Annotated in this window: 10 protein-coding genes; 1 reads left to right on the top strand and 9 read right to left on the bottom strand. The window is 64.6% G+C overall.

Annotation, left to right across the window (positions count from 1 at the left end; all coding sequences use genetic code 11):
* Positions 1-660 precede the first annotated feature (660 nt).
* Together feoB and RPPS3_RS23350 are read right to left on the bottom strand one after the other, a co-directional pair.
* Positions 661-2,541, bottom strand: a complete 1,881-nt coding sequence (feoB, locus tag RPPS3_RS23345) for a ferrous iron transporter B (RefSeq protein ID WP_107346177.1) — start codon at positions 2,539-2,541, stop codon at positions 661-663.
* A gap of 37 nt (positions 2,542-2,578) precedes the next feature.
* Positions 2,579-2,869 (bottom strand): FeoA family protein, encoded by a 291-nt coding sequence (locus RPPS3_RS23350; RefSeq protein WP_107346178.1) that lies wholly within the window; start codon positions 2,867-2,869, stop codon positions 2,579-2,581.
* A gap of 357 nt (positions 2,870-3,226) precedes the next feature.
* Here RPPS3_RS23350 and RPPS3_RS24700 point away from each other — a divergent pair, with 357 nt between their 5' ends.
* Entirely contained in the window at positions 3,227-3,388 is a 162-nt protein-coding gene (locus tag RPPS3_RS24700; RefSeq protein ID WP_199852173.1) for a hypothetical protein, read from the top strand.
* 384 nt (positions 3,389-3,772) lie between these two features.
* Here the strand turns inward: RPPS3_RS24700 and RPPS3_RS23355 are convergent, their stop codons facing one another.
* The 7 genes from RPPS3_RS23355 to RPPS3_RS23385 form a co-directional block, all read right to left on the bottom strand.
* A complete protein-coding gene (locus RPPS3_RS23355) occupies positions 3,773-5,464 on the bottom strand; it encodes a methyl-accepting chemotaxis protein (RefSeq protein ID WP_107346749.1) in 1,692 nt (563 codons plus the stop codon).
* A 506-nt stretch (positions 5,465-5,970) separates the two neighbouring features.
* Positions 5,971-7,662 (bottom strand): methyl-accepting chemotaxis protein, encoded by a 1,692-nt coding sequence (locus RPPS3_RS23360; RefSeq protein WP_107346750.1) that lies wholly within the window; start codon positions 7,660-7,662, stop codon positions 5,971-5,973.
* 204 nt (positions 7,663-7,866) lie between these two features.
* Positions 7,867-8,259, bottom strand: coding sequence for an acyl transferase (locus RPPS3_RS23365; protein ID WP_107346179.1), 393 nt, complete (start codon positions 8,257-8,259; stop codon positions 7,867-7,869).
* A 280-nt stretch (positions 8,260-8,539) separates the two neighbouring features.
* On the bottom strand, positions 8,540-9,925 hold the full coding sequence (locus RPPS3_RS23370; protein ID WP_107346751.1) for a ribulose-bisphosphate carboxylase: 1,386 nt from the start codon (positions 9,923-9,925) through the stop codon (positions 8,540-8,542).
* 58 nt (positions 9,926-9,983) lie between these two features.
* Positions 9,984-11,069 (bottom strand): class II fructose-bisphosphate aldolase, encoded by a 1,086-nt coding sequence (fba, locus tag RPPS3_RS23375; protein WP_011160174.1) that lies wholly within the window; start codon positions 11,067-11,069, stop codon positions 9,984-9,986.
* A 59-nt stretch (positions 11,070-11,128) separates the two neighbouring features.
* Entirely contained in the window at positions 11,129-13,144 is a 2,016-nt protein-coding gene (gene tkt / locus RPPS3_RS23380; RefSeq protein WP_107346180.1) for a transketolase, read from the bottom strand.
* 31 nt (positions 13,145-13,175) lie between these two features.
* Positions 13,176-14,051: a phosphoribulokinase gene (locus RPPS3_RS23385; protein WP_107346181.1), complete on the bottom strand. Its 876-nt coding sequence runs from the start codon at positions 14,049-14,051 to the stop codon at positions 13,176-13,178.
* Positions 14,052-14,060 lie beyond the last annotated feature (9 nt).

The following is a 14,060-nucleotide window of genomic DNA, read 5'->3' on the forward strand; positions in this document are numbered from 1 at the left end:
GACGGCCTGCCGCTCGCCATCGCCAGATGGCCTTCCCACATTGACTGACGCCTCGTCCCGAGGAGCCCGGCAAAGCCGGGCGTCTCGACGGGATGAGCGGTTGCATGTCGCGCGGCAAATGGTTCGAGACGGCGCGGCGTGTCTCTTCACCACGAGGCTTCGCCTAGAGCATCTCTGCTTTTGACAGAATCAGGACCGAACTTCCTAGAGCATTTCTGATTTCGACGGAATCAGGACCGCACTTCCTAGCGGTCGCAGCTTGCAGAACCTCATGGTGAGGAGGCGCGAAGCGCCGTCTCGAACCATGTGCCGCAAGCCCTGCGGCTCCTCATCCTTCGAGACGCCCGGCTTTGCCGGGCTCCTCAGGATGAGGACTTTAGTGCGCTTGGAAAGGCCAAGTTCGCTTCAATCAATCGATGAAGCGCTCTAGCGGTCGCAGCTTGTAGAGCCTCATGGTGAGGAGGCGCGAAGCGCCGTCTCGAACCATGCGCCGCAGGCGATATGGCTCCTCATCCTTCGAGACGCCCGGCTTTGCCGGGCTCCTCAGGATGAGGACTTCGGACGCTTGGCAAAGGTCAAATCCGCTTCAATCAATCGATGAAGCGCTTCTAGGGTGAGCGATCCAGAGCGCAGCACTGGACTGCGCTCGGTGACGCCGGACTAGCCGGCGCCGAGAGCGACGGCGACATTGTAGGTGATCAGGCTGGCGATATAGGCGAGCACGAACATGTAGACGAAGGTGACGCCCATCCAGCGCCAGCTTCCGGTCTCGCGCTTGATCACCGCCAGCGTCGAGGCGCATTGCGGAGCGAACACGAACCAGGCCAGCAGCGATAGCGCGGTGGCCAGACTCCACTTCGAGGCAAGCACCAGGCCGATCTGCTCGGCCGCTTCCTTGCCGCCCTCGATCGCATAGACGGTACCAAGCGCCGCGACCGCGACCTCGCGCGCCGCCATGCCGGGGATCAGCGCCACGGCGATCTGCCAGTTGAAGCCGAGCGGCGCCAGCACCGGCTCGACCGCGTGACCGATGATCGAGGCCAGGCTGTAGTCGATCGCCGGCTCAGTCGCGCCGATCGGAGGCCGCGGGAACGAGGCCAGGAACCAGATCAGCACCATCATCGAGAAGATGGTGGTACCGGCGCGCTGCAGGAACATCTTGGCGCGGATATAGATGCCGATGGCCACACTCTTCAGCCGCGGCAGCTTGTAGTCCGGCAGTTCGAGCATGAACGGCGCCGGCTCGTAGTCGCGCCACATGAAGAACTTGACCAGCGCCGACACCGTCAGGGCGCTGACAATGCCCGCGGTGTAGAGGCCGAACATCACCAGCCCCTGCAGATTGATCCAGCCGAACACATCCTTGGCCGGCACGAACGCCGAGATGATCAGCGTATAGACCGGAATGCGCGCCGAGCAGGTCATCAGCGGCGCGATCAGGATGGTGGTGAGGCGGTCACGGCGGTTGTCGATCACGCGCGTCGCCATGATTCCGGGGATCGCGCAGGCAAAGCTCGACAGCAGCGGAATGAACGCCCGGCCGTGCAGACCGGCGCCGCCCATGATGCGATCCATCAGGAACGCGGCGCGCGCCATGTAGCCGAGGTCTTCCAGCAGCAGGATGAACAGGAAGATGATGATGATCTGCGGCAGGAACACGAGGACGCTGCCGACGCCGGAGATCACGCCGTTCTGCAGAAAGCTCTGCAGCAGCCCCTCGGGCAAGTTGGCCTGGACGAATGCGCCGAGAGCCTCGAAGCCCCCGGAGATCAGCTCCATGATCGGCTGCGCCCAGGAGAACACCGCCTGGAACATCACGAACAGGATCAGGATCAGGATCAGCAGGCCGGCGACGGGATGCAGCACCACCCGGTCGATCTGAGCCGTCAGGGTGTGGGGCCGCGCCGGCAGGCTGACGCACTCGCCGATGATGCGGTCGGCCTCGCGCTGCAGGGCGCGCAGCTCGCTGGTGGACAGCGGTCGCCAATTGGTGTCGGTCGCGGGCGCCGGCGTCTGGGCGGCGAATTCATCGGTCCGTTTCAGCAGCTCCGCGGTGCCGCCCTTGCGGACCGCAATCGACGTCACCACCGGAATACCAAGCTGCGCCGAAAGCTTCTCGACATCGACCGTGACGCCGCGGCGCATCGCGATGTCGTACATGTTCAGCACGAGCATCAGCGGACGGCCGGTCCCCTTCAATTCCAGCATCAGCCGGAAGGTCAGCCGCAGGTTTGTCGAGTCGGCAACACACAGCACCAGATCCGGCACCGGCTCGCCCGACTTGCGGCCGAGCACGACATCGCGGGTGATCTCTTCGTCGGGGCTGCGGCCGCGCAGCGAATAGGTGCCTGGTAGATCGACCAGGCTGACGACGCGGCCAGCCGGCGTGGTGAACAGGCCGGTCTTGCGCTCGACGGTCACGCCCGGGTAGTTCGCCACCTTCTGGCGGCTACCCGTCAGCGCGTTGAACAGGGAGGTCTTGCCGCTATTGGGTGTTCCAACCAGGGCAAGGTTGAACGGCTGAGAATCGATCGAGCTCATCGCGCAATCGCCAAATCAAGAAGCTGCAATCTGCGCGTCACATCAACACGATGGCCATCGCCTCGCGGCGGCGAACCGCGATGGTGATGTTGTCGACCCGGACCGCGATCGGATCCCGGCCGATGATACCCTCGTGCAACACTTCGACCTTGGCCCCCTCGACGAAGCCGAGTTCGATCAGTCGGCTTTCCAACTCGATCGGCTGCAACGACGACGTGCCGCGGTGCGGATCGATCGCCTGGACGACGCCGCGATAGCCGCGTCGCGCGTTCCCCAGCAGGATCGGCTGGTGATGGCTGTGGCCGTTATGAAGGGGGGTTTGGGTCATTACTCGTTCTTCCAATCGGCGCCGTGAAGGTCAAGAGATTCAAGCCGGCGCCATCGGGAGTTTAGAACGATTGTAACAGGCGCTATCAATTCTCAATCTAACAAAAGAGCCCTGCCAAATGGTTTGATTTGGCACAAAACTGCGGACGGCTTCGGCCAGATTCAATCTGAAGGCGAGCTTGCAAACCGCATGCCTCGTCTGACCAGACATCGAACCATCACGGAGCCGAGATCCGTAAACCATGGAGCGTGATCAGAGGCTGAACATCGCCGCGGTTAAGGCTTTGGCCAACGCTGCGCCGGATACTCGGCGCCGGATCGGGAACATGCCCGATCACCGCTCTGACCGGATCGCGCCATGGCCGCCAAGACCTCCAAAGCGAAACGACGCAAGCCGGCCGCCGCGGTAGGCGGCGCGTGGCTCTCGATGCTGACTCAGAACCTGACCAACATGGCGATCGTGATGGCAACCTCGGGTTCGGTGCTGCTCTGCCTGCTGATCGCCAAGCGCTTCGCCTGAGGGCGATTCCGCTCTATTGGAATCAGAGCCGCGCTTTGGCGGACTAACCGCAGACAGAACCTCACGATGAGGAGGCGCACAGCGCCGTCTCCCCCCTAGAGCGCTTCATCGATTGATTGAAGCGAACTTGGCCTTTCCAAGGGCACTAAAGTCCTCATCCTGAGGAGCCCGGCAAAGCCGGGCGTCTCGAAGGATGAGGAGCCGCAGGGCTTGCGGCACATGGTTCGAGACGGCGCTTCGCGCCTCCTCACCATGAGGTTCTGCAAGCTGCGACCGCTAGGAAGTGCGGTCCTGATTCGTCGAAATCAGAAATGCTCAAAAACGTCGATGCCCGGCACGAGGCCGGGCATGACGCGGAGTTGAAGGGGGAAGACGGCGCGGCGATCAGGCCGCGCGAACCGTATCGAGGAACCGGGTGACCTCGATCTTCAGCCGGCTCGATTCCTGTGACAGCGACTGCGCCGCCGACAGCACCTGGGCGGAGGCCGAACCAGTCTCGGTCGCGCCACGCTGCACGTCGGTAATGTTCGCCGACACCTGCTGGGTGCCATGCGCCGCCTGCTGCACGTTGCGGGAGATTTCCTGGGTGGCGGCGCCCTGCTCCTCGACCGCGGCGGCGATCGCCGACGAAATCTCGGACATCCGCCCGATGGTCATACCGATCTCGCGGATCGCATTGACCGACTCGTTGGTCGCCGACTGGATTCCCGAAATGTGCTGGCCGATTTCGCCGGTGGCTTTCGCGGTCTGCTCCGCCAGCGCCTTGACCTCAGCCGCCACCACCGCGAAGCCGCGACCGGCCTCACCGGCGCGCGCCGCCTCGATCGTGGCATTGAGCGCCAACAGGTTGGTCTGGCCCGCAATGGTGTTGATCAGTTCGACGACGTCGCCGATCCGGCTGGCCGCTTCCGAAAGATCACCGACGCTGTCGTTGGTCTTGCGCGCCTGGTCCACCGCTTCCGAGGCGATCCGCGAGGACTCCTGCACCTGACGGCTGATCTCGGTGATCGACGACGACATCTCCTCGGTCGCGGAGGCGACCGACTGAACGTTGGTGGAGGCTTCTTCGGACGCCGCGGCGACCGAGGTCGCCAGCTCCTGGGAGCGATCGGCGGTCGAGGTCAATGTGCCGGCCGAAGCTTCCAGCTCGGTGGAGGCCGACGACACCGTTTCGACGATTTCGCTGATCGCAGATTCGAACTGCCGGGTGGCCGCGTCGACCCGGTGGCCGCGCGCGATCTTTTCCTCGGCCTCGCGGGCCGCGGCGAGATCGGCCTCGCGCTTGGCGATCAGCGCTTCCTTGAAGATCTGCAGCGAATCCGCCATCGCGCCGATTTCGGTCGACTCGCCGCGATGCGGCACCTCGGCAGCGAGATTGCCCTGGCCCAGCGCCTGCATCGGCTCGATAATCGACGCGATGCCGCGGCTGATGTCGCGGATCACCAGATAGCTGGCGATGAAGCCGAAAGCCATCGCGAGCACAAGAATGGTGACGACGATCATGACCGCCGAGCTATAAGCGGCCTCCGCCGTCGCGGTCGACTGATCGGCGCCGTTATTATTCAAATCCACGCTCTTCTGCAGGACCGCGTCAACGCGGCTGCCGATCGGGCCAAGCGTCTTGGTCAGGTAGACGCCAAGCTCCGCGGTGGATTGACCGAGACTTTGCTGCGACATCTCGATCGCCTTCTTGGCTCCATCGAGATAGACGTTCAGCTCCTTGCTGAACTCCTCGTACAGCGCCTTCTCTTCCGGCGACGTGATCATCTTGCGATAGGCGGCGAGCTGCTTGTTGATGACCTCTTCGACGCCGGCAATTCGCTTCGCGGCCGTCGCCTTGCCTTCCGCCGTCGCTTCCATCGCATGAGCCCGCAGGGTCACGCGGTACATTGCCAGCGAGGTTCGGATGTCGCCAAGGACGCGAACGCTCGGCAGCCAGTTGGTGGCGATGTCGACCGTCGAGTCATTCAGGGTCCGCATCTTGAGCAGACCCAGGCCACCGATCCCTGACACGGCCACGAGAAGCAGCGCCACGAGCGCAATGATCTTGGTACGAATCGAGAGTCTGGAAAGCATCGGCATCTACTCGTCTGATGGAAGACCAAATAACAGGAATTGGTACGACACCGCGCACCACAGCGAGCACAGGGGCGCAGTCACCGGTCCAATTCCGGAACCAATGTGCAGCTTGCAGATTGAGGGGGGGTTAAGCCACGCCCCCGTAGAACTACTGAACAAGTAGGACGACTGGAGGATTTCGCGGCGCCGGAGCTTATTAGCAGTCGAGACGGCGGTTTTCCTGGCGAAGGATTCGGTCAGAAGGACTGTCCAATCACAGCGCGCATGGCGGCATTGCAGAATAGTGGATGCGCTCCCTGAGCCGAGTTGGACGCATTCTGAGTATCAGGTTCACTTTCTTGGAAGGCAGGCGCCCGAACTAATCGATGGCGCACCAACAAACAGTCAGATACCGCACCATTCTCGGACAGCAATCCCAAAGGCAAATGGCCGGGACAGAGCCCGGCCACGATGTCGTTGAGCGTTGCGCCTTCGCAGACCTTGCCTCCGCGAGCCGGGGGCAGTTACGCCGCCCGCACGGTGTCGAGGAATTTGGTGACCTCGACCTTCAGCTTGTTGCTATCCTGCGACAGCGACTGCGCGGCGGAGAGCACCTGCGACGAGGCGGAGCCGGTCTCGGTGGCGCCGCGCTGCACGTCGGTGATGTTCGACGACACCTGCTGGGTGCCGTGCGCAGCCTGCTGCACGTTGCGAGAGATTTCCTGCGTGGCGGCGCCCTGCTCTTCCACCGCCGAAGCGATGGTCGAGGCGATTTCCGACATCCGGCCGATGGTCTGACCGATCTCCTTGATGGCGTCGACCGACTGGCCGGTCGCTGTTTGGATGCCGGTGATGTGCTGGCTGATCTCGCCGGTGGCCTTGGCGGTTTGCTCCGCCAGCGCCTTCACTTCGGCCGCCACCACCGCGAAGCCACGGCCCGCCTCGCCGGCACGCGCCGCTTCGATCGTGGCGTTGAGTGCCAGCAGGTTGGTCTGCCCGGCAATGGTATTGATCAGTTCGACGACGTCGCCGATCCGGCTGGCGGCGTGCGACAAGGTGCTGACGCTTTCGTTGGTCCGGCGCGCCTGGTCGACCGCATCGTTGGCGATGCGCGCCGATTCCTGCACCTGGCGGCTGATCTCGGTGATCGACGACGTCATTTCCTCGGTCGCCGACGCCACCGACTGCACGTTGGTGGAGGCTTCCTCGGAAGCCGCCGCCACCGACGTCGCCAGTTCCTGGGCGCGCTCGGCGGTCGAGGTCAGCGTGCTGGCCGAGGCTTCGAGTTCAGTCGAGGCCGACGACACGGTGTCGACGATCTCGCCGATGGCGTGTTCGAACTGCCGGGTCGCGCTGTCGACCCTCTGGGCGCGCGCAATCTTCTCCTCGGCCTCCTTGGCGGCCGCGGCATCGGCATCGCGCTTGGCGATCAGTGCCTCCTTGAAGATCTGCAGCGCATCCGCCATCCGGCCGATTTCGGTCGGCTCGCCACGATGCGGGACCTCCGCCGACAGATTGCCCTTCCCGAGGTCCTGCATCGGAGTGATGATCGACGCAATTGCGCTGATGATGTCGCGGATCACCAGCACGCTCATGGCGATACCAAGCGCAAAGGCCAGCGCGAGGATCGTGACGACCAGACCGAAACCGAAGCTGTAAGTGGTGTCGGCCGTTTCGGTCGAGGTCTGCGCCCCCTTGTTGTTGAGGTCGATATCCTTCTGCAGGGTTTCATCCATCCGCGTTGCGATCGGGACCAGGTTCTTCTTCACGTAGTCCCAGGCCGACGCCGGATACTGGCCGACGCTGCCGCGCGAGATCTCGATGGCCTTTCCAACGGTGGCCTTGTAGTCGGTCCACCCCTTCGCGAACTCGTTGAAGAGCGCCCGCTCCTCCGGCGATGAGATCAGCTTTTCATAGTCGACATTCGCCTTGTCGAGCGCCGTCTGAGCAGCGGTCAGACGCTTGTCGGCACCATCCTTGCCCTCTGCGGTGAGATCGAGGATGTGGTCGCGCAGGGCGCCGCGATAGCTCAGCACATAGGCCCGCATCTCGCCGAGAATCCGCACACTCGGCAGCCAATTGGTCGCGATGTCGGTCGACGCGGCATTGAGCGACCGCATCTCGACCACCGCCAGCGCGCCGAGACCCGACAGGGCGATCAGCAGCGCGGCGACCAGCGCAGTAATCTTGGTACGTATGGTGATCTTGGCGAACATCGACATCATCCTGTGAGAAAGACCATGGCGCGCGCCGTCACCCGACGATGGCCCGGCATCGAACCGGACTCACCATCACTGACTCAGCCGAGACTGCGCCCCTGCACCGCGGGTACTCTGAGTTCCACCCGCTTGCGAGTTCCTTAATTCAGCACCGCGTACGATTACGTACATTGCCGGCGCAGCGAACTAATCGACCGAGAACTACGAGCGGGGATGATGTGCCGGCTGGACTCCGACCCAGCGCAGCAGGTGCTTGCCGAACCAGCCCTTGTGGGCCTCGTGCGATTCCGAGGTCGGCTCCGGCTCGACGGCAGCTTCCGGGACGCCTGCCAAGTGGGAGTGTGGCTCCGGCTCGTCTTCAGGATGGGGGTGGACCGCCGCTGCCACAGCACGGGTGAGCTGCTCGCGCACCAGCTCGCCGGCCAGGAATTCCGCGAGCGCCAGCGGCGGCATCATGCCGAGCTCTTCGGTCCGCTTCCGGCCGGCGGCCGTCACCGTGATCAGCCGGTTGTCGATGATCACGAACGCGCTCGGGTAGTACACGCCGTTGACGGCGATCTGAAACTGATACGGGCCAGAACGACTGTGTGTCATCTGAGTTCTCCGACGTCAGGGTTTCCGCCGAACTCGAACGGACGCCAACGCGAATTGACCTGTGACCACACCCCAGCATTGCACGACGCTCAGGAAACGCAAGCCGCCACTCCCCAATCGGCGCGGATCGTTTCTTTTCCGTTGCGGCTTTCGCCGGCGTTGAGATCAACTGATCGGAGAATGCGGCGGGCCGTCAGGCGGTCCTCGAACAACTACCAGGTCAAAAAGCAAACGGCCCGCGCCGAAGCGCGGGCCGTCAGTCGTGTGCGGTGCGAGAAGCTTACGCCGCCTGCGGCTTCAGCTTGGCGCGCCAGTTCGGATACAGCTTGTCGGCATCCTGCGGGAAGCTCTCGAACGCGCGGGCGAATTCGCGGTGATCCTTGGCGAACTCGACCGGATCGGCGCCCTGCTTCCAGCACTGTTCGGCCTGACGCAGCGACTTGGCACCGGCCGCGCCGCCGTCGACGTGACCGAACGCACCGCCGCCCGCCGTCATGATCAGGTTGGAGTGGCCGAGGTTGTCGAAGAAGCCCGGCATCCGCAGCGCGTTCATGCCACCGGAGATGATCGGGGTGGTCGGGTTGAGGCCGAGCCACTCCTGATGGAAGTACGGACCGTCGGCCGAATCCTCGGTGATCATGTAGGCGATCGCGCGATCGGCGGCTTCGCCTTCCATCTTGCCGAAGCCCATGGTGCCGGTGTGGATGCCCGAAGCGCCCTGCAGACGCGCCATCTTCGACAGCACGAAGGCGGTGTAGCCGCGCTTAGACTGCGGCGAGGTCACCGCACCGTGGCCGGCGCGGTGATAGTGCAGGTACTGCTTCGGGAACGCGCGGCGGGCGGTGGTGACCGCGGCCGGGCCGGCAACGTAGCCGTCGACCAGGAACGCGATGTGATCGGCGTTGTCGGCGAAGGTCTCGAGGATGAACTCACCGCGCGCCAGCATTTCGTAGTGATCGTCGGCGGTGATGTTGAACGAGAACAGCTTGGCTTCGCCGGTCTTGTCCTGCGCGCGGCGCATCGCGTCGGCGACGGCCCGCACCGTGTCCTTGAACGGCGCGAACACCTGGTTGCCCTGCGGCTCGTCGTTCTTGATGAAGTCGCCGCCCAGCCAGAAATCATAGCAGGCGTTGGCGAACGGCTGCGGGCGCAGGCCGAGCTTCGGCTTGATGATGGTGCCGACGATGAAGCCGCCGTTGATCACCGGCCGGCCGAGCACGCGCCACAGATCCTTGATGGTGGTCGACGGGCCGTCGAACAGCTTGAGATACGCCGGCGGCACGTAGAAGTCGTACATCTTGGCGTATTCGACGTCGCCCATGCCCTGGTTGTTGCCGATCGTCAGGGTCAGGAACGAGGCGATCATGGCGCGGCCGTCGATCACGTTGCGATCGAACAGCTCGATCGGGTACGCGATCTTCATCAGCTGCTTGGCTTCGTCGATCTCGTACACCAGCGCGTCGACGCCGCGGGTGAAGTCGTCGGTGGTGGAGACTTCGACGTTGGTGCCGGTCGAGGATTCGGCGGCGAAGTGCGCGGCGGTCTGGAGGAAATTGCCGAAGCCGGCCTTCGGCTTCATGATGTAGGCGCACAGCACGTGCCGTCCGCCCGCGATCAGCTCGCTCTCTTTGAGGTTGAGGTTGGCGTAGCGGTTCGACTGGTCCATGGTGATCTCCTGCAATGCGAGGCGCGGCGGCGCGCTGGCCGCCGCGAATTGAAAGCGGTTACTCCGCGGCGCGGGCGACCTGGCCGATCTGCGGATCGAGCGCGCCGGACTTGTAGCGCTTGGCCATTTCCGCCATCGGGACGACCTTGATCTTCGAGGCATTGCCGGCGGTGCCGAACTGCTCGAAGCGCAGCTTGCAGATGTCGCGCATCGCATCCATCGCGGGCTTCAGGAACTTGCGCGGATCGAACTCCGCCTTGTTCTGGGTCGCGACCTTGCGGAACACGCCGGTCATCGCCAGACGGCAATCGGTGTCGATGTTGACCTTGCGGACGCCGTGCTTGATGCCGCGGACGATTTCCTCGACCGGCACGCCGAAGGTCTGCGGCATCGCGCCGCCGAACTCGTTGAAGATGTCCTGCAGATCCTGCGGCACCGACGACGAGCCGTGCATCACCAAATGGGTGTTCGGCAGGCGGCGGTGGATCTCTTCGACCACCTTCATGGCCAGCACGTCGCCGTCCGGCTTGCGGCTGAACTTGTAGGCGCCGTGCGAGGTGCCCATCGCGATCGCCAGCGCGTCGACCTTGGTGGCGCGCACGAATTCGACAGCCTGGTCCGGATCGGTCAGCAGCTGCTCGCGGCTGACCTTGCCCTCGACGCCGTGGCCGTCTTCCTGCTCGCCGCCGCCGTGTTCCAGCGAACCGAGCACGCCGAGCTCACCTTCCACCGAAGCGCCGACCCAGTGCGCCATGTCGACGACGCGGCGGGTGATGTCGACGTTGTACTGATAGTCCGCGGCGGTCTTGGCGTCGGCCTTGAGCGAGCCGTCCATCATCACCGAGGTGAAGCCGTAGCGGATCGCGGTGGCGCAGGTGGCTTCGTCGTTGCCGTGGTCCTGATGCATGCAGAGCGGGATGTCCGGATACATCTCGGCCAGCGCGTCGATCATCTTCGCCAGCATGATGTCGTTGGCGTAGGAGCGGGCGCCGCGCGACGCCTGGATGATCACCGGCGCGTCGACCAGCGCCGCCGCCTCCATGATCGCGAGGCCCTGCTCCATGTTGTTGATGTTGAACGCGGGCACGCCGTAGCCGTGCTCGGCGGCGTGATCCAGCAATTGCCTCAGAGTGATACGCGCCATGATGTCTCCTCAAACTAACTGTGTGACGACAGGGTCGTCCTGATGTTCAAAAATCGGGCTCAGTGCTTGCCGCGGGCGATCGCGCCCTTGGCGGCGTCCACCACCGCGTCCGCGGTGATGCCGAACTTCTGGTACAGCACCGGCGCCGGCGCCGAGGCACCGAACCCGGTCATGCCGACGAACGCGCCGGTATCGCCGATCCAGCGGCGCCAATCGGTGTCGCGCGCCGCTTCGATGCCGACCCGCGGCGCGGTGCCGAGCACGCTGGCGCGGTAGGCGTCATCCTGTTCGGCGAACAGTTCGAAGCACGGGGCCGAAACCACCGCCGCCTTGATGCCTGCGGCTTCCAGCTTGCAGGCCGCATCCAGCGCCAGCGACACTTCCGAGCCGGTGGCGATCAGGGTGACGTCACGCTGGCCGGGATCGACCACGACGTAAGCGCCGCGCGCCACCGGGTTGCCGGAGACGGCGTTCGGGCGCGGCAGCGGCGGCAGGCCCTGGCGCGACAGCGCCAGCACCGACGGACGCGAGGTCTGCTTCAGCGCGCAGTCCCAGGCCTGCGCGGTTTCGATCGCGTCGGCCGGGCGGAACACCAGGACGTTCGGGATCGCGCGCAGCGAGGGGACATGCTCGACCGGCTGATGGGTCGGACCGTCTTCGCCGAGCCCGATCGAGTCGTGGGTCATCACGTGGATGACGCGCACGCCCATCAGCGCGGCGAGGCGGATCGCCGGACGGCTGTAGTCGGCGAACACCAGGAAGGTGCCGCCGAACGGCACGAAGCCGCCGTGCAGCGCGATGCCGTTCATCGCCGCCGCCATGCCGAATTCGCGGATGCCGTAGTGCAGGTAGGAGCCGCCGAACGCACCCGGCTTGACCGACGCGGTGCCCTTGGCATGGGTCAGGTTGGAGTGCGTCAGGTCGGCCGAGCCGCCGAGGATGTTCGGCGACGCCGGCACGATGGCGTCGATGGTGAGCTGCGACGCCTGGCGGGTGGCGATGGTCGGCTTGTCGGCGTCGAACTTGGCGATCAGGCCCTGCAGCGCGCCTTCGTAGTCCGCCGACAGCTTGCCGGCGAGCGCATCGGTGAAGCCGGTACGGGTCGCGGCGTCAGCCGCGGCCAGCCGCTGATTCCAGGCCTCGTGCGCCGCCTTGCCGCGGCCGCCGGCTTCACGCCAGCGAGCCAGGATCCCTTCCGGAATCTCGAACGGCGGATACGGCCAGTTCAGCGCAGCGCGGGTCTTCTCGACCTCCTCGGCGCCGAGCGGAGCGCCGTGCGCCTTCTCGGTGCCGGCGACCTTCGGCGAGCCGAAGCCGATCGTGGTGCGGCAGGCGATCAGCGACGGACGGTCGCTGGTCTTGGCCTGCTCGATCGCGGCCGCGACCGCTTCCGGATCATGGCCGTCGACCCGGGTGGTGGCCCAGCCCGACGCGGCGAAGCGCGCGAGCTGATCGTCCGAGCACGACAGCGAGGTGTCGCCGTCGATCGAGATGTGGTTGTCGTCCCACAGCACGATCAGCTTGTTGAGCTTGAGATGCCCGGCCAGCGAGATCGCCTCGTGGCTGACGCCTTCCATCAGGCAGCCGTCACCGGCGATCACATACGTATAGTGATCGACCAGCGCGTCGCCGTAGCGCGCGTTCATCATGCGCTCGGCGAGCGCCATGCCGACCGAGGTCGCAAGACCCTGGCCGAGCGGGCCGGTGGTGGTCTCGACGCCCTGGGTGTGGCCGTATTCCGGATGGCCGGGGGTCTTCGAACCCCACTGCCGGAACGACTTGAGCTGATCTATCGTGACTTCCGGATAGCCGGTCAGATGCAGCAGCGCGTACAGCAGCATCGAGCCGTGGCCGGCCGACAGCACGAAGCGGTCGCGGTCCGCCCAATCGGGCGCGGTCGGATCGAACTTCAAGAAGCGGGTGAACAGCACCGTGGCGACGTCGGCCATGCCCATCGGCATGCCCGGGTGGCCTGACTTCGCCTTCTCGACACCGTCGATGGCGAGAAAGCGGATCGCATTCGCCATGTCGCGATGCGTGACCTTGTCGTGGATGTCGCGCGCGGGAACGTTCAAACCGGCCTCCCCAGATTCCAAATGTTGGGCATTACTTCATGCTTCGCTTGCGGTCGATCAGCTGCATGATCAACGGCGTCAGGATCAGCTGCATCGCCAGGTCGAGCTTGGCGCCGTGGATCACGATCGAGTTGGCGCGCGACATGAAGCTGCCTTGGATCATCGACAGCAGATACGCAAAGTCGATGCCGCGCGGGTTCTTGAAGCGGATCACCACCATCGATTCGTCGGCGGTGGGAATCCAACGCGCGATGAACGGGTTCGAGGTGTCGACGGTCGGCACCCGCTGGAAGTTGATATCGGTCTCGGCGAACTGCGGCACGATGTAGTGCACGTAGTCCGGCATACGGCGCAGGATGGTGTCGGTCACCGCCTCGGTCGAATAGCCGCGCGCCGCACGGTCGCGGTGCAGCTTCTGAATCCATTCGAGGTTGATCACCGGCACGACGCCGATCTTGAGGTCGGCGTGCTGCGCGACGTTGACCTTGTCGGTCATCACCGCACCGTGCAGACCTTCGTAGAACAGCAGGTCGGAGTTCGCCGGCAGATCCTGCCACTGGGTGAAGTTGCCGGGCGGCACGCCGTGCAGCGCGGCTTCCTCGTCGTCGTGAACGTAGTGACGGGTGCGGCCGGTGCCGGTCTCGGCGTAGCTCTTGAAGGTCTGCTCCAGCTCCTCGAACAGGTTGGTCTCGGGGCTGAAATGGCTGAAGTGGCGGTTACCGCGCTCGGCCTCCTCGGCCATTTTGTTGCGCATGTCGACGCGATTGTAGCGGTGGAAGGCGTCGCCCTCGATGAACGCGGCGTTGACGTTCTCGCGGCGGAAGATCTGCTCGAACGTCTTCTTCACGGAGGTGGTGCCGGCGCCGGAGGAGCCGGTGATGGAGATGATCGGATGCTTACGGGACATGAGGAGGTA

It is taken from the genome of Rhodopseudomonas palustris, from assembly GCF_003031265.1.
Taxonomy (GTDB): Bacteria; Pseudomonadota; Alphaproteobacteria; order Rhizobiales; family Xanthobacteraceae; genus Rhodopseudomonas; species Rhodopseudomonas palustris_H.

Coding starts and splice junctions, on each gene's coding strand:
- RPPS3_RS23370 (WP_107346751.1), bottom strand. CDS start 9,925: ATGGACCAGTCGAACCGCTACGCCAACCTCAACCTCAAAGAGAGCGAG.
- RPPS3_RS23360 (WP_107346750.1), bottom strand. CDS start 7,662: ATGTTCGCCAAGATCACCATACGTACCAAGATTACTGCGCTGGTCGCC.
- RPPS3_RS23355 (WP_107346749.1), bottom strand. CDS start 5,464: ATGCTTTCCAGACTCTCGATTCGTACCAAGATCATTGCGCTCGTGGCG.
- feoB (WP_107346177.1), bottom strand. CDS start 2,541: ATGAGCTCGATCGATTCTCAGCCGTTCAACCTTGCCCTGGTTGGAACA.
- RPPS3_RS23385 (WP_107346181.1), bottom strand. CDS start 14,051: ATGTCCCGTAAGCATCCGATCATCTCCATCACCGGCTCCTCCGGCGCC.
- fba (WP_011160174.1), bottom strand. CDS start 11,069: ATGGCGCGTATCACTCTGAGGCAATTGCTGGATCACGCCGCCGAGCAC.
- RPPS3_RS23350 (WP_107346178.1), bottom strand. CDS start 2,869: ATGACCCAAACCCCCCTTCATAACGGCCACAGCCATCACCAGCCGATC.
- RPPS3_RS23365 (WP_107346179.1), bottom strand. CDS start 8,259: ATGACACACAGTCGTTCTGGCCCGTATCAGTTTCAGATCGCCGTCAAC.
- RPPS3_RS24700 (WP_199852173.1), top strand. CDS start 3,227: ATGGCCGCCAAGACCTCCAAAGCGAAACGACGCAAGCCGGCCGCCGCG.